This is a genomic window from Microbacterium longlingense, assembly GCF_058349825.2.
Genome location: NZ_JBYRJA020000003.1, coordinates 181,671 through 201,746, shown reverse-complemented (window position 1 = coordinate 201,746; position 20,076 = coordinate 181,671). Strand labels below are relative to the sequence as shown.

23 protein-coding genes are annotated in these 20,076 nt (G+C 70.1%); 19 read left to right on the top strand and 4 right to left on the bottom strand.

The window, feature by feature from the left end; translation table 11 throughout:
* Positions 1–9: 9 nt before the first annotated feature.
* Together AC3RXY_RS06210 and map are read right to left on the bottom strand one after the other, a co-directional pair.
* Complete coding sequence (locus tag AC3RXY_RS06210; RefSeq protein WP_491510024.1) at positions 10–1,368, bottom strand: acyltransferase family protein; 1,359 nt, start codon at positions 1,366–1,368, stop codon at positions 10–12.
* An 80-nt stretch (positions 1,369–1,448) separates the two neighbouring features.
* On the bottom strand, positions 1,449–2,231 hold the full coding sequence (gene map / locus AC3RXY_RS06205; protein WP_491510023.1) for a type I methionyl aminopeptidase: 783 nt from the start codon (positions 2,229–2,231) through the stop codon (positions 1,449–1,451).
* Positions 2,232–2,304: 73 nt separating this feature from the next.
* On the opposite strand from map, the gene AC3RXY_RS06200 reads away from it, so the two are divergent.
* The 9 genes from AC3RXY_RS06200 to AC3RXY_RS06160 all read left to right on the top strand — a co-directional run bounded on the left by AC3RXY_RS06200 (position 2,305) and on the right by AC3RXY_RS06160 (position 9,488).
* Positions 2,305–2,787: an MFS transporter permease gene (locus AC3RXY_RS06200; RefSeq protein WP_491510022.1), complete on the top strand. Its 483-nt coding sequence runs from the start codon at positions 2,305–2,307 to the stop codon at positions 2,785–2,787.
* Positions 2,788–2,959: 172 nt separating this feature from the next.
* Complete coding sequence (rplS, locus tag AC3RXY_RS06195) at positions 2,960–3,307, top strand: 50S ribosomal protein L19 (protein WP_491510021.1); 348 nt, start codon at positions 2,960–2,962, stop codon at positions 3,305–3,307.
* Positions 3,308–3,392: 85 nt separating this feature from the next.
* Positions 3,393–4,133 (top strand): signal peptidase I, encoded by a 741-nt coding sequence (lepB, locus tag AC3RXY_RS06190; RefSeq protein WP_491510020.1) that lies wholly within the window; start codon positions 3,393–3,395, stop codon positions 4,131–4,133.
* Entirely contained in the window at positions 4,130–4,804 is a 675-nt protein-coding gene (rnhB, locus tag AC3RXY_RS06185; protein ID WP_491510019.1) for a ribonuclease HII, read from the top strand. Before lepB ends, rnhB begins: the two co-directional genes overlap by 4 nt.
* 60 nt (positions 4,805–4,864) lie before the next feature.
* Positions 4,865–5,191 (top strand): DUF2469 family protein, encoded by a 327-nt coding sequence (locus tag AC3RXY_RS06180; RefSeq protein WP_491510018.1) that lies wholly within the window; start codon positions 4,865–4,867, stop codon positions 5,189–5,191.
* Positions 5,192–5,325: 134 nt separating this feature from the next.
* The gene (locus tag AC3RXY_RS06175) at positions 5,326–5,688 is read left to right on the top strand and encodes a YraN family protein (protein WP_491510017.1); all 363 of its coding nucleotides are present in this window, start codon (positions 5,326–5,328) and stop codon (positions 5,686–5,688) included.
* Complete coding sequence (locus AC3RXY_RS06170) at positions 5,685–7,217, top strand: YifB family Mg chelatase-like AAA ATPase (RefSeq protein ID WP_491510016.1); 1,533 nt, start codon at positions 5,685–5,687, stop codon at positions 7,215–7,217. Before AC3RXY_RS06175 ends, AC3RXY_RS06170 begins: the two co-directional genes overlap by 4 nt.
* The gene (gene dprA / locus AC3RXY_RS06165) at positions 7,214–8,473 is read left to right on the top strand and encodes a DNA-processing protein DprA (protein ID WP_491510015.1); all 1,260 of its coding nucleotides are present in this window, start codon (positions 7,214–7,216) and stop codon (positions 8,471–8,473) included. The genes AC3RXY_RS06170 and dprA overlap by 4 nt, the downstream gene beginning before the upstream one ends.
* Positions 8,474–8,579: 106 nt before the next feature.
* Complete coding sequence (locus tag AC3RXY_RS06160; protein ID WP_491510014.1) at positions 8,580–9,488, top strand: tyrosine-type recombinase/integrase; 909 nt, start codon at positions 8,580–8,582, stop codon at positions 9,486–9,488.
* A gap of 42 nt (positions 9,489–9,530) precedes the next feature.
* Here AC3RXY_RS06160 and AC3RXY_RS06155 read toward each other — a convergent pair whose 3' ends face one another.
* Positions 9,531–10,055: a murein hydrolase activator EnvC family protein gene (locus AC3RXY_RS06155; protein WP_498224480.1), complete on the bottom strand. Its 525-nt coding sequence runs from the start codon at positions 10,053–10,055 to the stop codon at positions 9,531–9,533.
* Between the two features lie 309 nt (positions 10,056–10,364).
* Here AC3RXY_RS06155 and rpsB point away from each other — a divergent pair, with 309 nt between their 5' ends.
* The 9 genes from rpsB to AC3RXY_RS06110 all read left to right on the top strand — a co-directional run bounded on the left by rpsB (position 10,365) and on the right by AC3RXY_RS06110 (position 16,946).
* On the top strand, positions 10,365–11,246 hold the full coding sequence (gene rpsB, locus AC3RXY_RS06150) for a 30S ribosomal protein S2 (RefSeq protein WP_491510012.1): 882 nt from the start codon (positions 10,365–10,367) through the stop codon (positions 11,244–11,246).
* Positions 11,247–11,291: 45 nt separating this feature from the next.
* On the top strand, positions 11,292–12,119 hold the full coding sequence (gene tsf / locus AC3RXY_RS06145) for a translation elongation factor Ts (RefSeq protein WP_491510011.1): 828 nt from the start codon (positions 11,292–11,294) through the stop codon (positions 12,117–12,119).
* A gap of 155 nt (positions 12,120–12,274) precedes the next feature.
* Positions 12,275–12,991: a UMP kinase gene (gene pyrH / locus AC3RXY_RS06140; protein WP_491510010.1), complete on the top strand. Its 717-nt coding sequence runs from the start codon at positions 12,275–12,277 to the stop codon at positions 12,989–12,991.
* Positions 12,992–13,058: 67 nt separating this feature from the next.
* Positions 13,059–13,613 carry a ribosome recycling factor gene (frr, locus tag AC3RXY_RS06135; protein WP_491510009.1) on the top strand — a complete coding sequence of 185 codons (555 nt, stop codon included), beginning with the start codon at positions 13,059–13,061 and terminating at the stop codon, positions 13,611–13,613.
* A gap of 6 nt (positions 13,614–13,619) precedes the next feature.
* Entirely contained in the window at positions 13,620–14,630 is a 1,011-nt protein-coding gene (locus AC3RXY_RS06130) for a phosphatidate cytidylyltransferase (protein WP_491510008.1), read from the top strand.
* A complete protein-coding gene (locus tag AC3RXY_RS06125; protein ID WP_491510007.1) occupies positions 14,627–15,181 on the top strand; it encodes a DivIVA domain-containing protein in 555 nt (184 codons plus the stop codon). The genes AC3RXY_RS06130 and AC3RXY_RS06125 overlap by 4 nt, the downstream gene beginning before the upstream one ends.
* Before the next feature lie 47 nt (positions 15,182–15,228).
* On the top strand, positions 15,229–15,918 hold the full coding sequence (locus tag AC3RXY_RS06120; protein ID WP_491510006.1) for an aggregation-promoting factor C-terminal-like domain-containing protein: 690 nt from the start codon (positions 15,229–15,231) through the stop codon (positions 15,916–15,918).
* 12 nt (positions 15,919–15,930) lie between these two features.
* Entirely contained in the window at positions 15,931–16,218 is a 288-nt protein-coding gene (locus AC3RXY_RS06115) for an Rv1322 family protein (protein ID WP_491510005.1), read from the top strand.
* Positions 16,215–16,946, top strand: a complete 732-nt coding sequence (locus AC3RXY_RS06110) for an alpha/beta hydrolase (RefSeq protein WP_491510004.1) — start codon at positions 16,215–16,217, stop codon at positions 16,944–16,946. Before AC3RXY_RS06115 ends, AC3RXY_RS06110 begins: the two co-directional genes overlap by 4 nt.
* A 38-nt stretch (positions 16,947–16,984) precedes the next feature.
* Here AC3RXY_RS06110 and AC3RXY_RS06105 read toward each other — a convergent pair whose 3' ends face one another.
* Positions 16,985–18,034: an AI-2E family transporter gene (locus AC3RXY_RS06105; RefSeq protein WP_491510003.1), complete on the bottom strand. Its 1,050-nt coding sequence runs from the start codon at positions 18,032–18,034 to the stop codon at positions 16,985–16,987.
* Positions 18,035–18,207: 173 nt separating this feature from the next.
* On the opposite strand from AC3RXY_RS06105, the gene AC3RXY_RS06100 reads away from it, so the two are divergent.
* A complete protein-coding gene (locus AC3RXY_RS06100; protein ID WP_491510002.1) occupies positions 18,208–20,073 on the top strand; it encodes a DUF8094 domain-containing protein in 1,866 nt (621 codons plus the stop codon).
* Positions 20,074–20,076: the final 3 nt, after the last annotated feature.

The window sequence follows — 20,076 nt, the reverse complement described above, 5'->3', positions numbered from 1 at the left end:
TCCGCGAGCTCAGGCGGCGGGCGTCCTGTTCGGCCGGCCCGGGGCGGCGTCCACGTGCTGCTCCGGGGCCTGCGCGGTCTGCGGGCCGCCGATCAGCAGCAGCGCGAGAAGGGTTCCGCCGAGCGCCGCGGCGGCGAGCCACAGATCGAGGCCGTAGGCGGTGATGCCCAGAATGGGCAGCACGAACACCACGACGGCGGCGACCGTCGCGGGCGTTCCGCGCACGCGTGGCGTGGCGGGCAGGGCGACGCGCTCGAAGCGTCCCGCCCACAGCGAGAGCAGCCAGACGCCTCCGAGGACGATCAGCAGGAACGGCGCCCTGGTCCACCACCAGGCCGGGCTCCCCGGTGCCGGCAGGGGCAACGGCAGGAGCAGCTGAACGCCGGTGAGCACCATGATCATCGGCAGATGCCACAGGTAGATGGTCATGAGCCGCGAGCCGAGCAGGAACACCACCGCCTGGGCGGGGCGGGTGCTCATCAGGGCAGACAGCGGCGCGTGCAGGAGCGTGAGGGCGGCTGCCTGCACCACGGCGAGAACCGCCATCGTCGCGGTGGGCGGCCACTGGTTGCCGAGCATGCTCCACGAGTAGCCCCCGACCGAAACCATCACCCACAGCACGCCGTATCCCGCCCCGACGATGGCGAGCAGCTGCCAGGCGGGACGGCGGGCGAACCAGCCGTCGAACATCCAGAAGCCCACCTGCTGGGCGAAGAGCCAGACGAACAGCACGTTCGGGATCCCGAGCAGTTCTGAGCCGAAGCCGTAGCCCTCTGCCGCGAGGCGGGGGACACCGAGCATTCCGGCGGCCACGTCGTAACGGAGCGCGTCGACGGCGAGGGCAGCGGCCAGCAGCACCACCGGGACGAGAGCGCCGAAGCGGGCGTGCAACCGCATCATCAGCGGTGCGAGCGTCTGCACGAGCGCGTAGGCGGCGAGGAACCACAGCGGGGAGCCGACGCCGATCGCGACCGTGTCGACGAGGACCGGATCGATCCCTGCCAGCCCGGCGCCGCCGAGCGCCACGGTGAAGAACACGAAGACCGGCACGGCGGGGCGGGCGAGCCGCGCCAGCCGCAGGCGCGCGAAGTCGTCGGCCGTGCCGCCCCGGGCGAGGGTCGATCGCCACCCGGCGCTGGCCGCGAACCCTCCGACCACGAAGAACAGCGGCATGATGTTGGCCACCCAGCTCGCGGCGTCGAACCAGGGCTGTGCTTCCACCGTCCGTTCGATGAGCATCGCTCCATCGTCGGAGCGTCCAACGCCGGTGAACAAGATGTGCACGAAGACCACGAGAACCACGCAGACGACCCGGGCCAGGTCGAGCGTGAGGTCGCGGTCAGACGGCGGCGACGGCATCCGTGTCATCCGGAGAGGCTACCGCCTGCGCACGGTGAGGCAGTGAGGCGGTGAGTCTGCGTGCGGTCAGCCGACCAGTCTGCGTGCGGTCAGTCGACGCCGAGGAACGACCGGTCGGTGAGGACGATCGGTCCGTCGGCCGTGATCGCGACGGTGTGCTCGGAGTGCGCGCCCCGCGAGCCGTCCGCGCTGCGCAGCGTCCAGCCGTCGGCATCGGTGATCAGCTCGTCCGTCGTGGCGAGCAGCCACGGCTCGAGCGCCACGACCAGACCCGGTCGCAGCGGGAAGCCCCGGCCGGGGCGCCCGTCGTTGGGCACGTGCGGATCTCCGTGCATCTCCCGGCCGACGCCGTGCCCGCCGAAGTCGGTGTTGATCGCGTAGCCGTCGCCGTGAGCGACCGCCGCGATCGCCGCAGAGATGTCGCCGATGCGGTTGCCGGACGTTGCGGCGCCGATGGCGGCGGCGAGGGCGCGCTCGGTCGTGTCGATCAGCCGCAGGTCCTCCTCGCGGGCGGTGCCGACCACGAAGGACACCGCGGAGTCGGCGACCCATCCGTCGACGGAGACCGCGAAATCGAGGCTGACGAGGTCGCCGTCGCGCAGGGTGTAGTCGTGGGGGAGACCGTGCAGCACAGCATCGTTGATCGACGTGCAGATCACCTTGCCGAACGGCCCGTTGCCGAACGACGGCGCGTAGTCGATATAGCACGAGGTCGCGCCGGCGCGCCGGATGAGATCGTGCGCACGGCGATCGATCGCGAGCAGGTTGGTGCCGACCTTCGTCTCCTCGCGGAGGGTCGCCAGCGTCTCGGCGACGAACCGGCCCGCAGCCCGCATCTCCTCGATCTCGGCGGGCGTGCGCAGTTCGATCATCTGGCGTCTCCTTCACGGTGCTCTGACAGCTGTTCCGGTCCATTCTCCTCCCTCACGGGCGTAGCATCGTGGCATGTGGTTCCGTCAGCTGTATTTCCGGGCGCTCTTCCCGCTCGCGCTGCTGCTGCCCGCCTGGCTGCTGCTCGGCTGGGGGATCTTCCAGGGCGGCGGCTGGGAGTTCCTCGGCGTGTTCCTGCTCGCTGTCCCGGGCGTCTTCGTCGCGCAGCTCCTGCTCGCGTTCCTGATCCGGGCGCGTCCGTCGGTGCGCGTCGAGCGCGCTGTCTCCTGGTCGGACGCGGCGGGGCTGCTGATCTGGCACGCGCTCGTCGTCGTGGTCGGCCTGTTCCCCCGCGGCTGGTTCGGCGCAGCGCTGTCGGCGGCCATCCTCGTGTGGGCCGTGCTGTTCTGGGTCGTGCTGCGTCAGCTGTGGGGCGAGGCCCGAGGCAGCGGCGGTGTGATCATCGCTCAGAGCTGGTCAGCGGATGGCCCGGCGGCGGCGTCCGAGCCCGATGTCTTCGTCGTCACCGAGGGCGACGCCCGCAAGCGGCTGCGGTGATCGCGACACAGCGGTGAACGCGGTTTTCGATCGCCCGTCATCCGTGGCAGAATAGACGCTTGTGCCATGACCGGCTCTGCCTCAGGGGAGCCTGCGCCTCGGCGCCACCGCACAACAGAGACCCGAACCCTTCCATGCAGCCGACCTGAGGCGGGTGCAGAGAGAGACGATCATGCAGATCCTCGACGCCGTCGATGCGGCTTCCCTTCGCTCGGACATCCCCGAGTTCTTCCCCGGTGACACCGTCAAGGTGCACGTGAACATCACCGAGGGCAACCGCTCGCGTATCCAGGTCTTCCAGGGCGTCGTCATCGGCCGCCAGGGCGATGGTGTGCGCGAGACCTTCACGGTCCGCAAGATCAGCTTCCAGGTCGGCGTCGAGCGTACCTTCCCAGTGCACTCCCCGGTGATCGATCACATCGAGGTCGTCACCCGTGGTGACGTGCGTCGCGCGAAGCTGTACTACCTGCGCGAGCTGCGCGGCAAGAAGGCGAAGATCAAGGAGAAGCGCGACAACTGACGCGCCATCCGCACGCGAACCCCGGGGTCACACTGCCCCGGGGTTCGGTGTATCAGACTGGGGCGAAAACGATCGAAGGGGTGCGATGACGAGCGAATCCGAGCGGGTGCCGCAGCGACGCCGGTCGGGTGTGCTGTTGTTCCTCCGCGATCTGCTGGTGATCGCGCTGATCGCGATCCTGGTCTCGTTCCTGGTGAAGACGTTCGTGGTGCGCAGCTTCTACATCCCGTCCGGCTCGATGGAGGACACCCTCCAGGTCGATGACCGCATTCTGGTGGATGAGCTGACCCCGTTGTGGAACGGCTACGCCCGCGGCGACGTCGTCGTGTTCCGTGATCCGGGTGGTTGGCTGATGCCCCGGCCGAGTGCGCCGGAGCGGTCGGCGATCGCGGAGGCCGGCGAGTGGTTCCTCACGCTCATCGGCTTTTCGGCCGCCGATTCGGACGACCACGTCATCAAGCGCATCGTCGGCCTTCCCGGCGACCACGTGGTCTGCTGCAACGACCTCGGGCAGGTCACCGTCAACGGCACGGCGATCGACGAGCTCTCCTATCTCAAGCTCCCCCCGGGTGATACGAGCGCCTCCAACGACCCGTTCGATGTGGTCGTCCCCGCGGGGCGGCTGTGGGTCATGGGAGACAACCGTGATCGCTCGAAGGACTCCCGCTACAACCAGGACCAACCGGGTGACGGCTTCGTGCCGCTGGACAACGTCGTCGGGCGCGCCTTCCTCATCACCTGGCCATTCGACCGATTCGGCATGATCGACACCCACCACGGCGTGTTCAACGGCGTCGGCGAACCGGACGAGGGCGAGGCGGGGTGAGCCAGCGCACCCTCGGCGCGGCCGCGCCCACGCTCGACTGGGAGCGACGCGCGCTGGAGACCCACCGCCTCATCATCGCGCTCGACGAGGTCGGACGCGGGGCGCTTGCGGGGCCGGTGGCGGTCGGCGCCGCGGTGGTCGACGCCGCGATCGTCGACAGCCCGATCCCGGACGGCCTCCGCGATTCCAAACTCGTTCCGGAGAAGCGCCGCCACGACCTGGCATTGCGCGCTGCGGCATGGGTCAGGTCGAGCAGCGTCGGGTGGGCCAGCGCGGCCGAGATCGACGAGGTCGGCATCATGCGTGCGCTCGGCCTCGCCGCCTCCCGGGCGATCCTCTCGGTGCAGAGCGACGGCTACGCCGCGGCCGAGGCGATCGTGGTCCTCGACGGCAATCATGACTACGTCTCCGCTGTGCACCCGGAGCGCATCCGTGTGCGGGCGGTTGTCAAGGGCGACCGCGACTGCGCATCGGTCTCCGCAGCGTCCGTGATCGCCAAGGTCGCGCGTGACGACCTCATGGTCTCGCTGCACGAGGAGTTCCCCCAGTACGGCTGGGAACGCAACAAGGGTTATGCCAGCGCCGCGCATCGCGATGCGATCCGGGCGCTCGGGCTGAGCCCTCATCATCGGGCGTCGTGGGCGATCGCCGACGCACCCGCCCTGTTCTGACCGGCCCTGTTCTGACCGGGGTCCTCCGGTCTGTCCGCTTGCTCATAGGATGGAGGCACCATGGACGAGGATGCTTTCGACGACTACGACCGCGAGCTCGAGCTCGCCCTGTACCGGGAGTACCGCGATGTCGTGTCGCAGTTCCAGTACGTCGTCGAGACCGAGCGCCGCTTCTACCTCGCCAACGAGGTGAACGTCGTCCGACGAGACACCGAGCACGACTTCTACTTCGAGATCTCGATGACCGACGTGTGGGTGTGGGACATCTACCGGGCCGATCGCTTCGTGAAGGCGGTGCGCGTGCTCACTTTCAAAGACGTCAACGTCGAGGAGCTGCAGCGCCGTGAGTTCGAGCTCCCGGAGGAGCTGTCGCTCGACGGCCAGTGAGCCTGCTCGGCATCTGCGGCCGAACAGGGGGAGCGCGCTGATCGGGGTTGTCCCCAGCCGCGTGCTCTGAGAGGTTCTGCACGGGCCCCGGGAGCCAGGTCCATGCCCCACGGTCGCGACCCCAGAGTGGGGGCATGGCAGCGAAAGACGACCTCGGCAGGGCCGGGGAGGACAGGGCCGCGCGGCACCTCAGGGCGATCGGCTTCGACATTCTCGACCGCAACTGGCGGTGCGAGCTCGGCGAGATAGACATCGTCGCGGCGCGCGGTCGTGCGCTCGCGATCGTCGAGGTCAAGACCCGGCGTACCGCCGCGTTCGGGCACCCGCTGGCCGCCGTCGACCACCGCAAGCGCCGGCGGCTGTGGCGGCTCGCGATGGCGTGGTTGCGGATGCACCCGGAGCATGCGCGCGGACGCGAGGTGCAGCTGCATGTCATCGGCATCATCGGCGAGGAACCGGCGAGCGGGCGCCTCGAGCACCTCCGCGATGTGCGATGACCGTGGCGCGCACGTGGGCGGTCGCGCTGAGCGGGCTCGCGGGCAGCATGGTGGAGGTCGAGGCAGATCTCTCGGCCCAGACTCCCGAGTTCCGCATCATCGGCCTGCCGGACAAGGCCATCGCAGAGGCGGTTCAGCGAGTGCACAACGCCTGCCGCAACAGCGGACTCGAACTGCCGCCGCGGCGCCTGACCGTCAACCTCTCGCCGGCGAACCTGCCGAAGCAGGGGTCCGGATTCGACGTGGCGATCGCGGTCGCGGCGATCGCCACCGGACACGCCGCGACGCCTTCCGCATCGGCCGCGAGAACGGTGCACCTCGGAGAGCTCGGTCTCGATGGGAGGCTGCGCCCGGTGGCCGGCGTTCTCCCGGCCGTCTACGCGGCGCGCGAGGCCGGTTTCGATCACGTCGTGGTCCCGGCGGCGAACGAGCAGGAGGCCCGCCTGGTCGCAGGCATCCACGTGCACGCCGCGGTGAGCCTCGCCGAGGTCGCGCTGCTGCACGGGGCAGATGTCGACGTGCCGGTGCTCGAGCCCGTCGGCGTCAACGTCGCGCCGTCGCGCGCGGCCGAGCAGAGCGACATCGCCGAGGTGGTCGGGCAGGACGAGGCGATCGACGCGCTGGTGGTGGCCGCGGCCGGTGGCCACCACGTGCTGATGAGCGGTCCGCCCGGGGCGGGGAAGACCATGCTCGCTCGCCGCCTGCCGGGCATCCTGCCGCCGCTCACCGACGACGAGGCACTGGAGGTGGCGTCCGTGCGCTCGCTCTCCGGCGCGGTCGTCGGGCATCTCGAGCGGGAGCCGCCCTTCGAGGCCCCGCACCACGGCATCTCGCTTGCCGCACTCGTCGGCGGCGGATCGCGGCAGATCCGGCCGGGTGCGATCGCCCGCGCGCACCGCGGCGTGCTGTTCCTCGACGAGGCGGGCGAGTTCGCTCGGACCACGCTGGATGCTCTGCGCCAGCCCCTCGAATCCGGCCGCATCGCCATCCATCGTTCCGGTGTCTCGGCGGACTTCCCGGCGCGATTCCAGCTGGTGCTCGCGACCAACCCCTGCCCGTGCGGACAGCACGGTGTCCGCGCCGGGGAGTGCGTGTGTCCGCCGGCGTCGATCCGCCGCTACACCGGACGCCTGTCCGGGCCGTTGCGCGATCGCGTCGACATCGAGCTGCGCATGACCAGGGTCGGCACGGCCGATTGCGCCGGCGACGAGCGCGTCAGGGTGACCAGCGCGCAGGCGCGTGACCGCGTGATCGAGGCACGGGAGCGTGCCGCGCAGCGATGGCGGGAGACCCCGTGGCGTCTCAACGGGGAGGTATCCGGAGCCTGGCTCCGCCAGGGGCCGCATCGACTCCCGCCGGAGACCCGCGACCCGCTGGACCGTGCCCTGCAGCGCGGGCGGATCACACTGCGCGGCTATGACCGCACCCTGCGGCTGGCCTGGAGCATCTGCGACCTCGCGGCGGCGGATCGACCGTCTCCGGCACACGTCGGGCGCGCGCTGTTCCTGAAGAGCGGACTCATCGCATGACGGCGCCACCCTCGCCGAGCCCGGGCGGCCCGGCTCCAGCGCGTCGGACGGGGAAGCCGCCCGGTGACGCGGTTCTGGACAGCACGGAGCTTCGGGACCTCACCGCCGCGCTGCGGCCCGCCGCAGACGACGAGACGATCGCGCGGCTGTGCTGGAACGTGCTGGCTGAGCCAGGCGACAGCATCGCCGGTGCGCTCATCGAGAACCTCGGCCCCGTCGAGGCGCTGCACGTCGGCATCGACGGCGCGCTCGGGTGGTCCGGGCTGGAGGATCCGGCGTCGCACACGCCATCGCGGCGCGCGCTCGCCGACGGCCGGCGACGTTGGCGTGCCCGGGCGGATGTGGCCCGCATCGCCGCGGGACTGCGTGCGGCCGGGCGCCTCGGTGCGCGCATCCTTCTGCCGGGAGACGGCGACTGGCCGGAACCGCTCGCCGACCTCGGACCGCATATGCCGGTGCTGCTGTGGGTCCGTGGAGACCCGGCCGTGCTCGCCGGCCGCGCGGTGTCCATCGTGGGGGCGCGCGCGGCGACGCCCTACGGCGAGCACATGGCGGCGGAGCTCTCCGGCGAGCTGGCGGCCGGTGGCCTCGGCATTCACTCGGGAGGCGCTTATGGTGTCGACGGCGCGGCCCATCGTGCCGCTCTGCGTGCCGGCGGATGCACAACGGCGTTCCTGGCCGGTGGCGTCGACCGCCCCTATCCGGCCGGGCACACCGCCCTCCTCGGCCGTATCGCCGAAGTGGGTGCGCTCGTGGCGGAGACGCCGTGCGGCAGTGCGCCGACCAAATGGCGCTTCCTCGCGCGTAATCGCCTGATCGGCGCGCTGGGTGCGGCGACGGTCGTCGTCGAAGCGGGCTGGCGCAGCGGATCGCTCAACACAGCAGGGCACGCTGCGTCGCTCGGACGGCCGCTGGGGGCCGTGCCAGGGCCGGTCACGTCCGCCGCATCGGCAGGGTGTCATCGGCTGCTGCGCGAATACGACGCCCAGTGCGTCACGAGCGCTGACGAGGTGAGGGAGCTCATCGGCTGGACGACCACGGTCGCATCGGACGCCACCACCACCGAGGAGCCGGAGGTGAATCGGGTTCTCGACGCGCTGAGCACCCGCATCGCACGCCCGGTCGACGAGATCGCCTCGCGGAGCGGGCTGGCGCCGGCACGGGTGACGGAGGTGCTCGGGATGCTCACCCTCGGCGACGGCGTTGTCCGAACCGCAGGCGGGTGGCAGCGGGATCACCGGGATACCCGCCGGTGAGCGTCGGTGAGCACGGCGCGCGGCAGCCGTTCAGCGGGCATCCTGGACCGGTCGTCCGGCGGCGAGGCGCGGGCACGCTGCCGGCGCTCGCGGGCATGCTGGATTCATGCGAGTCTCAGAGGAAGCGGCCGTCTTCGCCGCGCACCTCGCCACGGTGCGGCGGCTGTCGCCCGCGACCGTGCGTGCCTACCGCAACGACCTCGCCGACCTCGCCGCGGCCGCCGGCGACCCGCAGATCGCCGATGTCACCCTCCAGACCCTGCGCGACTGGCTGTGGGCAGCGACGCAGCGCGGAGACGCGCGTGCCACGCTCGCGCGGCGCACCGCGGCCGCCCGCGGCTTCTTCGCGTGGGCGGCGGAGTCCGAGCGTGTGCCGCACGATCCCAGTCTGCGTCTGATCGCCCCCAAACGCGGGCGCTCGCTGCCGCCGGTCGCCTCAGCCGACGGAGTGGCCGGCCTCCTCGACGCGCAGCGTACGGCAGCGGACGGTGGTGATCCGATCGTCCTGCGTGACCATGCCGTGCTCGAGATGCTCTACGGCACCGGTATCCGGGTGTCGGAGCTGTGCGGTCTCGACATCGACGACCTGGATCTCGACCGCGGCACCGCCCGTGTGCTGGGCAAAGGGTCGAAAGAACGCGTGGTTCCGTTCGGTGCTCCGGCGCGTACCGCCGTCAGCGCCTATCTGTCCCGGGCACGCCCCGCCCTCATCGCCCGCGCCGAGAATCCCCGCGACCCGGCACGCCTCTTCCGTGCGGTGCGCGGTGGGCCGCTCGGACCGCGCGCGGTGTACGACCTGGTCTCGCGCACACTCGGCCCGGTTGTCGGGGCGGACGCGGTCGGGCCCCACACGCTGCGTCATTCCGCGGCGACCCACCTGCTCGACGGCGGGGCCGACCTGCGTGTCGTGCAGGAGATCCTGGGGCACGCCAGTCTCGGCACCACCCAGATTTACACGCACGTCTCGGCCGAGCGCCTGAAGGAGAGCTACCGCCTGGCGCACCCGCGCGCCTGACCTGCCACGGCGGACCGGCGTCACCGCCGCAGCCCGCTGTCGTCAGCAGCAGGGCAGCAGAATCGCCCGCGGGATCGGCGCGAACAGCGGAAGCGGATCGACGTATCGCCCGTGATCGCGGACCCCGACATGCAGTGCGCCCGTCGGGGCATGACCGCCGAGCGATACGGTGCCGACCTCCTGCCCGGCCCGCAGCGCGTCGCCGGGGGAGAGGGCGGAGTCGACCGGCTCCAGTGTGATGACGAGACCGTCTCCGGTGTCGAGCGTGAGCAGCGGGCGATCGACGACGGTACCGCGGAACGCGACCTTCGCGTCCGCCGGTGCACGCACCGTCGCACCGGCGACCGAGCCGATGTCCATCCCGCGGTGGCCGGGGCCGTAAGCATGCGCAGGCGCGCGAAAGCGCTCGACCACCTGGCGTTGCCCTGTCACCGGCCAGACCCACCCGGCGCCGGCCGAGCCGGGAGCAGGCGCCTCGTCCGCCGCGGAGGGTGCTCCGGCGGCGGGCGCGACGAAGACGGCGGCGATGACCAGGGCAGCGACGGCGAAGCGGTGCGAGGCGACCATGCGCCCAGGATCCGCCGCCGTCGACGGCCCGAGCGTCCCGATCCCGGAAGACGTGGAAAGCACGGTGCGGCTCTGTCATGTGGACCCGTGCCGCTCGCCCGAGGGCGCCGCATAACCGCGGCAGGCCCCGCCGCCTGATAACATGGCAGGGCATCCGAGATCTCGGATGACTACGCGTGCCCATAGCGAGTATTCGCGGCATCCACTCCCACCGGTCCCTGATCGAGAAATCGATTCGGGCGGGCGTGCGCCGGGCACTAGGAACAACAACCGCAACGGCGCTCCGGCGCCAGAACAAGGAGAACGGTCATGGCCGTCGTCACCATCCGCCAGCTGCTCGACAGCGGCGTCCACTTCGGACACCAGACCCGTCGGTGGAACCCGAAGGTCAAGCGCTTCATCCTCACCGAGCGCAGCGGCATCCACATCATCGACCTGCAGCAGTCGCTGTCCTACATCGACCGCGCCTACGACTTCGTCAAGGAGACGGTCGCCCACGGCGGCACCATTCTGTTCGTCGGCACCAAGCGCCAGGCGCAGGAGGTGCTCGCCGAGCAGGCGACCCGCGTCGGCCAGCCCTACGTCAACCAGCGCTGGCTGGGTGGTCTGCTGACCAACTTCTCGACGGTGTCGAAGCGTCTCGCGCGCATGAAGGAGCTCGAGGAGCTCGACTACGAGGACGTCGCGTCCAGCGGCTTCACCAAGAAGGAGCTCCTGCTCAAGAAGCGTGAGCTCGACAAGCTGCACAAGTCGCTCGGCGGCATCCGCAACCTCACCAAGACCCCGTCGGCCCTCTGGGTCGTCGACGCCAAGCGTGAGCACCTCGCGATCGACGAGGCCAAGAAGCTGGGCATCCCGGTGATCGGTATCCTCGACACCAACGCCGACCCCGACGACATCCAGTACCCGATCCCGGGCAACGACGACGCGATCCGTTCGGTCTCCCTGCTGACGCGCATCATCGCAGACGCCGCCGCCGAGGGCCTGCAGCAGAAGCACAACCCCGAGGCCGGCGACGCAGAGCCGCTGGCCGAGTGGGAGCAGGAGCTCCTGGTCGGCGCCGCTGCCGATGAGGCCGCCGCCGAGACCCCCGCGGACGCCGCGGGCGCCGCTGCCCACGACGAGGCGATCGCCGCCGCGTCCGGCGAGGAGGCCTCCGAGGTCGCCGCCGCCGAGGCCGAGGCCAACTAAGCAGACCGCACACACGCACACAAACGAAGCAAGGAGCCACCACACATGGCCAACTTCACCATCGCCGACATCAAGGCGCTGCGTGAGCAGCTCGGCACCGGAATGGTTGACACCAAGAAGGCGCTCGAGGAGGCGGAGGGCGACGTCGCCAAGGCGACCGAGATCCTCCGTCTGAAGGGCGCGAAGGGCAACGCCAAGCGCGCCGACCGCTCCACCAGCGAGGGACTCGTGGTCGCTCGCGAGAAGGCGGGCGCTGTCACGCTCATCGAGCTGGCCTGCGAGACCGACTTCGTCGCGAAGAACGACCGCTTCATCGCCCTGGCCGAGAAGGTCGCGGACGCCGCGTCCGCCGTCGAGGCGGACTCGGTCGAGGCCGCTCTCGCGGCTCCGGCCGGCGACCAGACCGCCGGGGAGCTCATCTCCGACGAGGCCGCCATCATCGGCGAGAAGGTCGAGCTGCGTCAGGTGCGCACCGTCACCGGCGACAACGTCGAGGTGTACCTGCACCGCACCAGCAAGGACCTGCCGCCGCAGATCGGTGTCGTCGTCGCCTACACCGGCGACGACGCGGAGACCGCGCGCAGCATCGCCCAGCACATCTCGTTCGCCAACCCGTCGTACCTGTCCCGCGAGGACGTTCCGGCGGATGACGTCGAGAAGGAGCGTCAGATCGTGACCGAGATCTCGCGCAACGAGGGCAAGCCGGAAGCCGCCCTGCCGAAGATCGTCGAGGGTCGCGTCGCCGCTTACATCAAGCAGGTCGCCCTGCTCGAGCAGGACTACGCGAAGGACAACAAGGTCTCCGTCGCGCAGGTCGCGAAGGATGCCGGCATCACCGTCACGGACTTCGTCCGTTTCAAGGTCGGCGCCTAGCACGTCAGAAGGGGTTCGGATCGTCGCGATCCGAACCCCTTCGTCGTGCCACCGGGCGGGTTGCCGGACGGTGGCATATCTTTGATCAACACGGGCATCCCTGACCGACGCGGACACGATCGCGTCCGGCCAGGCAGCGGACCACAGGAGGACCGATGACGGAGGCAGACAAGAAGCGCCGGGTGGTGCTCAAGCTCTCGGGGGAGGCGTTCGGCGGGGGACAGCTCGGGGTCAACCCCGACGTGGTCAGCCAGATCGCACGCGAGATCGCCGCGGCGGTCGATCGCGTGCAGATCGCGGTGGTCGTCGGCGGCGGGAACTTCTTCCGCGGCGCTGAGCTGAGCCAACGCGGCATGGACCGCAGCCGGGCCGACTACATGGGCATGCTGGGCACGGTCATGAACGCCCTCGCCCTGCAAGATTTCCTCGAGCAGGCCGGCGCGAGCCCCCGCGTGCAGTCCGCGATCTCGATGACCCAGGTCGCCGAGCCCTACCTGCCGCTGCGCGCTGAGCGCCACATGGAGAAGGGTCGCGTCGTCATCTTCGGCGCCGGCGCCGGCCTGCCCTACTTCTCCACCGATACCGTGGCGGCGCAGCGTGCGCTCGAGATCGGCGCGGACGAGGTGCTCGTCGCCAAGAACGGCGTCGACGCGGTGTACACCGCTGACCCGAAGACCGACGCATCGGCCGAGCGCATCGAGCGCGTGACCTACCGTGAGGCCCTCCAGAAGGGGCTCAAGGTCGTCGACTCGACCGCCTTCAGCCTCTGCATGGACAACGGCATGGACATGCGCGTGTTCGGCATGGAACCGTCCGGCAACATCACCAAGGCGCTGCTGGGCGACCCCATCGGCACGCGCGTCACCGCCTGAGCCGTCATTCCCCGGGGCCGTCCCGGGTAGAATTCCCCCGTACCCCCGACGACAAGAAGGAGTCACCGTGATCGCGGACGTCCTCGACGACACCACCGCCCGCATGAACCGAGCGGTCGAGGCCGCGAAGGAGGACTTCTCAACGGTCCGCACGGGCCGCGCCAACCCGCAGATGTTCCAGAAGGTGATGGTCGGTTACTACGGCACGCTCACCCCGCTGGCCCAGCTCGCCTCGCTGGCGAACCCGGAAGCGCGCACCCTGGTGGTCACCCCGTATGACAAGTCGGCGATCAAGGACATCGAGAACGCGATCCGGGACATGCCGAACCTCGGCGCCAACCCGAGCAACGACGGCAACGTCATCCGCGTGACGATGCCGGAGCTCACCGAGGAACGTCGCAAGGAGTATGTCAAGCTCGTCCGCACCAAGGCCGAGGACGCCAAGGTCCAGCTGCGCGGCATCCGCCGCAAGGCCAAGGACGACCTCGACGCCCTCAAGAGCGAGGTCGGCGAGGATGAGGTGAACCGCGCCGAGAAGGACCTCGATGCCTTGACCCGCCGCCACGTCGACCTGGTCGACGAGGCGCTCAAGCGCAAAGAGGCGGAGCTCCTCGAGGTCTGAATCCGGATGAACGCTTCTCCCGGGCCCGATCCGTCGCAAGACGGACCTGTCGCTGACAGGCAGAGCCCCCCCGATACGGGTGGGCTGCACGAGCGGCTCCACGCGGCTCGTCTCGACGTCGAGGAGCACGTCAGCTACGCCCGTGAGCAGTTCGAAGAGGCCAACGAGCGCATCAAGCAACGCACCGGCCGCGACCTCATCGGCGCGATCCTCGTGGGCGTCCTGGCCGGCGCTGTGCTGCTCGCATCGCTGATCTTCGTGAAGTGGGCGTTCGTCGTCGTCGCGCTGCTGGTGGGCGCGCTCGGCACCTATGAGCTCGCGCGCGCCCTCCGCGGCGGCGGGTATCGGGTAGACGTCGTCCCGCAGGTGATCGCGGGAGCGGCTCTGATCGTCTCCGGTTATGTCGCCGAGATCTGGTTCTGCTGGGTGATGCTGTTCGCCGCCGTGGCGTTCGTGGTGGTCTGGCGCCTGGTGGCGCAGATGGTCGAGCGCGACGGCCGGGCGTATTCCGACGTGCTCTCCGACGTCCTGGTGAGCGGTCTCGTGCAGGTGTACGTGCCCTTCTTGGCCGGAATGGCCCTCGTGCTGCTGCGCCAGGACGGCGGAGAGTGGTGGGTGCTGTCCTTCATCGCCGTTGTGGTGGCCGCGGACACGGGCGCCTACGCGAGCGGGCTGAGCTTCGGCCGTCACCCCATGGCCCCCCGGATCAGCCCCAAGAAGACCTGGGAAGGGTTCGCCGGCGCTGTGCTGGCCTCCCTGGTCGTGGGGATCGCGCTGGGCATGTTCCTGCTGGACCTTCCCTGGTGGGCCGGTGCGGTGTTCGGCATCGTGATCGTCGCGACGGCGACGCTGGGCGATCTGGCCGAGTCGATGCTCAAGCGGGATCTCGGGATCAAGGACATGAGCTCCTTGCTGCCAGGGCACGGCGGTGTGCTCGACCGGCTGGACAGCATCCTGCCGTCGGTGGTCGCCGCTCTGGCGCTCTACTTCCTGCTGAGCCCCCTGGGGGCGATGTGAGCGATCCGGCCGCCGCTCCGGCGTTCCCGCTGACCGACGACCGTGCCCGCGGCTACGACCGGGAAGCCGTCGACGCCTTCCTCGCCCGCGCGAAGGAGAGCTTCGAGCACAGCGGCCAGATGACCGCGGCGGAGATTCGTGCGATAGCCTTCCCGATCGTGCGCGACGGCTATCGCATCGATGCCGTCGACGCGGCCCTCGGCCGGGTGGAGGAGGCCTTCGCGCGGCGCGAGCGGGGGCGGGCCGTCGCCGAGTTCGGCGCAGAAGCCTGGGTGCGCGCCGCGCGTGAGCGTGCTCAGGAGATCCTCGATCATCTGGGACGCCCGGTCGGGGAACGGTTCGATCGCACGAGCCGGCTCGCCTACGGGTACCGCCGCGACGAGGTCGACCACGTCGCGGACCGTATCGCCCTGTATCTGCGCGACGGCACGCCGCTGTCGGCCGAGCAGCTGCGCTCTGCGGCGTTCCGGATGCAGCACGGCGGCTACCGCGAGGAGCAGGTCGACGCGCTGCTCGATGCGGCGATCGACGTCATTCTCGCCGTGCGTTGACCGGATCCATGACGCGCCCAGCTTTCGAGCGGTAGAATCGGTGCACTGTGACTTCTGGCAACGACTCCTTCTCACGCACCCCTCGCCCCGATGCCCTGACCGCATCGCGGGGGGCAGCGCCGTCCGGAGGGCATCGCCGTGGCATCCGCGGCGTTCTCGCGGGCATCGCGGTGGTCGGGTTCGCCTCCGCGATCATCGCCCCCACCGGGCTCTCCCTGCTGGAGCCCCCGCCCGCCGAGGCGGCGACGACGGCGTTTGCGATCGCCGCCGGGGAAGTGCAATCGATCACGGTGACCGTGGAGGGCTCCGAGTCCCAGCCGATCACGCGTGGTGCCTTCGAGGTCTACGTCACGCCGACACCGACGCCCACCCCTGAGCCGGCGACGACGTCGTCCGGCGGCGATGACGGTGACAGCGGCGGCTCCGGCGGCGGCTCCGATGCGCCCTTCTACACCGGGAGCGGCTCGTCGTCCGAGTGGCTTGCCGCCGCCGGGATCGATCCGAACGACTGGCAGTACGTCGACTACATCGTCAGCCGGGAGAGCGGCTGGAACCCGAACGCCGTCAACTCCTCGTCGGGGGCAAGCGGGCTGGTGCAGGCTCTGCCCTGCGGCAAGGTTCCCGGCAACTGCTTCGATCCGGTCGACAACCTGCGCTGGGCGAACGGCTATGCGGTGGGCCGGTACGGCAGCTGGGCCGGCGCCTATGAGTTCTGGTCCAACAACCACTGGTGGTAGGCGGATAGCCCGATGCCCCGTTCTCCTCGACGTCGCCGGCCGGAGCCCCCGGGCGACGACTCCTTCGAGCGGCTTCTCGCCGGCTGGAAACGCACCGAGACGCGTCGCGGACGCGAGTGGTACGTGCAGCCAGTCTCTGGCGTGCGGGCGGTCAAGGATTACGTCTGTCCTGGCTGTGTGGCATCGATCGTCCCCGGGACACCGCATGTCGTGGTGTGGAGCGCGGACGGCGTGATGGGGGAGGCGGCGGACCTCGCCGCGCGACGACACTGGCATACGCACTGCTGGAGGATCGGATGACCGACGAAGACACCGCCAACGAGATCCGCGGTCCGCGGCAGCTTCCCGCTCGGCGGGAAGAGATCGTGCTGCACACGGCGGACGGCCTCTCGTTGGTCGGCGAGCTCGCGCAACCCGCCGATGTCGCCCCGGTGGCGACCCTGGTGACCCTGCACCCGCTGCCGACCGCCGGCGGTTTCATGGACTCCCACATTCTGCGTAAGGCCGCCGCCCGGCTCCCGGCGCTGGCCGACCTCGCGGTGCTGCGCTTCAACACCCGCGGGACCCGCTCGCCGCGGGGGACCAGTGAGGGTGCCTTCGGCGACGGCGTGGCCGAAGAGGACGACGTCGCCGCGGCGATGGACCTCGTTCGCGAGCGCCATCTGCCGCGGCCGTGGCTGGTGGGCTGGTCGTTCGGAACCGAGCTCGCGCTGAAGTTCGGCCGACAGCACGATGTCGAGGGCGTGATCCTGCTCTCGCCGCCGTTGCACCGCGCGACCGCCGCGGATGTGGCGGCCTGGGCGGGCGATGAGCGCCGGGTGGTGATCCTGGTGCCGGAGTTCGACGACTACCTGCGGCCGGAGGAGGCGCGGGAGCGTTTCGCGGCGATCCCGCACGCCGAGCTCATCGCGGTCGACGGCGGCAAGCATCTGTGGGTGGGCGAGAACCAGACCAGACGGGTGCTCGATGAGATCGTCCGGGCGGTCAACCCGGCCGCTCTGCCGCTGCCCACTCGCTGGCCGCGCTGACGACGTTCCCGCGACCGGATGTGGTCGCGGGCGCGGGACTACCGCTCGTTCATCCGCGGGATCAGTACCTGACGGATGATGATCAGAATGCTCGCTGCGACCGGGATCGCGATGAGGGCGCCGAGCAGCCCGAGCAGTGCGCCACCGGCGAGTGCAGCGACCACCACGACGGCGCCGGGCACGGAGACCGCGCGGTTCATCACGCGCGGGGAGATGACATATGCCTCGATCTGCATGTAGATCAGGTAGTAGACCGCCGCGATGATCGCGGTGGTGGGCGACCCGACCCCGGGCAGGAGGCAGGCGAGCACGATGATCGTCGAGCCGGTCAGCGTTCCGACCAGGGGGATCAGCGAGAAGAAGAACGCCACCACGGCAAGCACGGCGGGGAAGGGAGCGCCGATGACGGTGAGGAACACGGCGCTGAGCACGCCGTTGATCACGCCCATGGTGAGCTGCCCGATGACGTAGAAGCCCACAGATGCCGTGATCTGCTCGGCGAGATCGACGAACCTGCTGCGCTTGGACGCCGGGACGACGCTGTACACGGCGGCCTTCAGCGACGGCGTCGATGCCGTGAAGTAGATGGTCAGGATCAGCACGATGAACGCGCCCATCAGACCGGACGCCACTCCCACGCTGACGGCGATCACACCGGACGTGATCGCGTCGAGGTTGCCGAGCAACCACGTCTGCGCCTCGTCGAGCACCCGTTCCACGTCGAGGTTCGGGAACGTCTCCAGCATCCATTCCTGGATGTCGTTCCACACCCGCGGTCGGCTGAGCAGGCGGGTCACCTGATCGACCAGCTGCGTGACCTGGCTGGCGAGCACCGGGAGCACCATCAGGATGATCGAGGCGAAGATGCCGAGCATCCCGAGGATCGTCACGATGACGGCCGCCCAGCGGGGAAGCTTGCGACGCTCCAGGAACGACACGACCGGATCCAGGCCGAGGCTCAGGAACAGCGCCGTTCCGACGTAGAGGAGGATCGTCGACAGTGCTTCCAGGCTCCCGATGAGCACGATGCCGAGACCGACGCCGAGCGTTGCGACCAGCGCTGTTCGGAACGGGTTGTGGATCTTCATCGATTCTCCTCGGAGGTCTCGACCCAGGCTATCCGGAGCGACCCGCCGAATCCGGCAGCGACCGGCTGGTGGCGCAGCCACGATGCCTCGTGGGCAACTTTCAGGAGGCTTCGCTAGGCTGAACGGTCGAGCGTGCTGGCCATCCGAGGGGCGCGCCGCCGAGGAGGCTTTTCGTGCGTTTCGTCTGGGCTGTGGCCGCCTTCGTCCTGGCTGCGCTGCTGATCGCCGGGGGAGCGATCCAGCGCACGCCGATGTTCCTCGGTCCGTCCGAGGCGCAGCAGGACCTCACGGTGGAGCAGCCCGCGCTCTACACGGTCATCGACGGCGAGGTGCTGCGCACCCAGCCCGGCTCCCAGACGCTGGAGATCCGTGGCGACGGCGAGTTCCTGGTGGCTCTCGGCCGCAGCGCCGACATGACCGCCTGGCTCAGCGACGCGGAGTACAACGCGATCACGACCGACGAGGAGGGTGTGCCGCAGGCGACCCTGGTTCCCGCGGCCGTCGTCGCACAGCCGGAAGACCCGGCGGAGGCGGAAGCCGCTGCGGAGCCGGAGGACGGCGCCGCAGCAGATGCCGCGGACGGCGCGGTCACCGGGCGCAACCCTGCGGGCTCCGACCTGTGGATCCAGGAGTATCCGGGTGATGGTGTTCAGGAGCTGCGTCTGCAGGTTCCCGACGGCATGAGCCTGCTGGTGTCCTCCTACGGCACCGCCCCGGCGCCGGCGGCCATCGCCGTCCGCTGGCCGCTGACCAACGCGACGCCGTGGTCCGGACCGCTGATCGTCGCCGGGTCCGTGCTGATTCTCGTCGGCCTGGTGCTCTACATCCTGGCGATCCGGCATTCCCGGCGCGGCCGCGGCCCGCGCCGCAAGGGCCCGCCGCCGCTGCCGCCGACAGAGCCGATCGAGCTCGACCCGGCCGCAGACCGCCGCGAACTGGGCGAGGGAACGTCGAATCGTGCCGCGGCACCGGTGCGCCGCACGCGCCTGGCGCTCGCGCTGCCGGCCCTCGGCCTCACAGCCCTCCTCGCCACCGGATGCACGGCGGAGGCGTGGCCGCAGTTCGCATCCACGCCGACGCCGACACCGACCGAAGAGGTCGTCGCGCCGGAGAACCAGCAGGCTCCGGCGATGACGGAGGCCCAGGCGAAGGTCATCCTCGCGCGCATCGCGCAGACCGTGGCCGACGCGGACGCTGCGGGCGACGGCGATCTCGCCGCGACCCGCCTCACCGGCGACCCCCTGCGCGCGCGCCTGACGAACTATGCGGTGCGCGCCGGGGCCTCGGAACAGGCAGCCCCGGTGGCGATCCCGTCCGGTGACATCGAGATCCTCCTTCCGCAGGCGTACGACTCGTGGCCGCGTACCACGATGATGCTCGTCGAAGCGGGCGAGGAGGAGACCGTGCCCCCGGTGATGATGCTGGTGGTGCAGAACGACCCCTGGAGCGAGTATCAGGTGTCCTACATCGGCGAGATGCAGGCATCGGCGCTCACGCCGGACCTGCCGCCTGCCTGGCTGGGCGCCAAGCTGACCCCCCCGGACTCGGCCTTCCTGGCTGTGCAGCCGGACGAGGTCGCCCAGGCCTTCGCCGACCTGGTGGACGAGGGACCCGACAGCGCCAATGCGGCGCTCTTCGATCCGGTCGCCAACGACTTCGCCGCCTCGATCCGGGAGAGCAGGAAGGCCGTCACCGACCGGCTCACGGCGGACGGCGCCGCGGAGACATCGTCCGCCTCGTTCGACCTCGAGGCCAGCGATGTCGCGCCGATCGGTCTGTCGAGCCTGGACAGCGGCGCGGTCGTCGCCGTCTCGCTGCGCGACGTCGAGACCATCGTGCCGACGCAGAGCGACGCCGACATCCGTCTCTCCGACAACGTTCCGGCCAAGGTCCTGACCGGGGTCGAGGAATCCTCGAAGGGATTCGTCACAACCTACGGCATCCAGCTCTTCTTCGCGATCCCGGCACAGGGATCGAGTTCACCCATCCAGCTCCTGGCCGTCAAGCAGGATCTTCTATCCGTGGAGGTTGTCCCGTGAGCG

Excerpts from the sequence above, each read along its gene's own strand:
- AC3RXY_RS06210 (WP_491510024.1), bottom strand. The coding sequence starts at position 1,368 with ATGACACGGATGCCGTCGCCGCCGTCTGACCGCGACCTCACGCTCGAC.
- map (WP_491510023.1), bottom strand. The coding sequence starts at position 2,231 with ATGATCGAACTGCGCACGCCCGCCGAGATCGAGGAGATGCGGGCTGCG.
- AC3RXY_RS06200 (WP_491510022.1), top strand. The coding sequence starts at position 2,305 with ATGTGGTTCCGTCAGCTGTATTTCCGGGCGCTCTTCCCGCTCGCGCTG.
- rplS (WP_491510021.1), top strand. The coding sequence starts at position 2,960 with ATGCAGATCCTCGACGCCGTCGATGCGGCTTCCCTTCGCTCGGACATC.
- lepB (WP_491510020.1), top strand. The coding sequence starts at position 3,393 with ATGACGAGCGAATCCGAGCGGGTGCCGCAGCGACGCCGGTCGGGTGTG.
- AC3RXY_RS06180 (WP_491510018.1), top strand. The coding sequence starts at position 4,865 with ATGGACGAGGATGCTTTCGACGACTACGACCGCGAGCTCGAGCTCGCC.
- AC3RXY_RS06175 (WP_491510017.1), top strand. The coding sequence starts at position 5,326 with ATGGCAGCGAAAGACGACCTCGGCAGGGCCGGGGAGGACAGGGCCGCG.
- AC3RXY_RS06170 (WP_491510016.1), top strand. The coding sequence starts at position 5,685 with ATGACCGTGGCGCGCACGTGGGCGGTCGCGCTGAGCGGGCTCGCGGGC.
- dprA (WP_491510015.1), top strand. The coding sequence starts at position 7,214 with ATGACGGCGCCACCCTCGCCGAGCCCGGGCGGCCCGGCTCCAGCGCGT.
- AC3RXY_RS06160 (WP_491510014.1), top strand. The coding sequence starts at position 8,580 with ATGCGAGTCTCAGAGGAAGCGGCCGTCTTCGCCGCGCACCTCGCCACG.
- AC3RXY_RS06155 (WP_498224480.1), bottom strand. The coding sequence starts at position 10,055 with ATGGTCGCCTCGCACCGCTTCGCCGTCGCTGCCCTGGTCATCGCCGCC.
- rpsB (WP_491510012.1), top strand. The coding sequence starts at position 10,365 with ATGGCCGTCGTCACCATCCGCCAGCTGCTCGACAGCGGCGTCCACTTC.
- tsf (WP_491510011.1), top strand. The coding sequence starts at position 11,292 with ATGGCCAACTTCACCATCGCCGACATCAAGGCGCTGCGTGAGCAGCTC.
- pyrH (WP_491510010.1), top strand. The coding sequence starts at position 12,275 with ATGACGGAGGCAGACAAGAAGCGCCGGGTGGTGCTCAAGCTCTCGGGG.
- AC3RXY_RS06130 (WP_491510008.1), top strand. The coding sequence starts at position 13,620 with ATGAACGCTTCTCCCGGGCCCGATCCGTCGCAAGACGGACCTGTCGCT.
- AC3RXY_RS06115 (WP_491510005.1), top strand. The coding sequence starts at position 15,931 with ATGCCCCGTTCTCCTCGACGTCGCCGGCCGGAGCCCCCGGGCGACGAC.
- AC3RXY_RS06110 (WP_491510004.1), top strand. The coding sequence starts at position 16,215 with ATGACCGACGAAGACACCGCCAACGAGATCCGCGGTCCGCGGCAGCTT.
- AC3RXY_RS06105 (WP_491510003.1), bottom strand. The coding sequence starts at position 18,034 with ATGAAGATCCACAACCCGTTCCGAACAGCGCTGGTCGCAACGCTCGGC.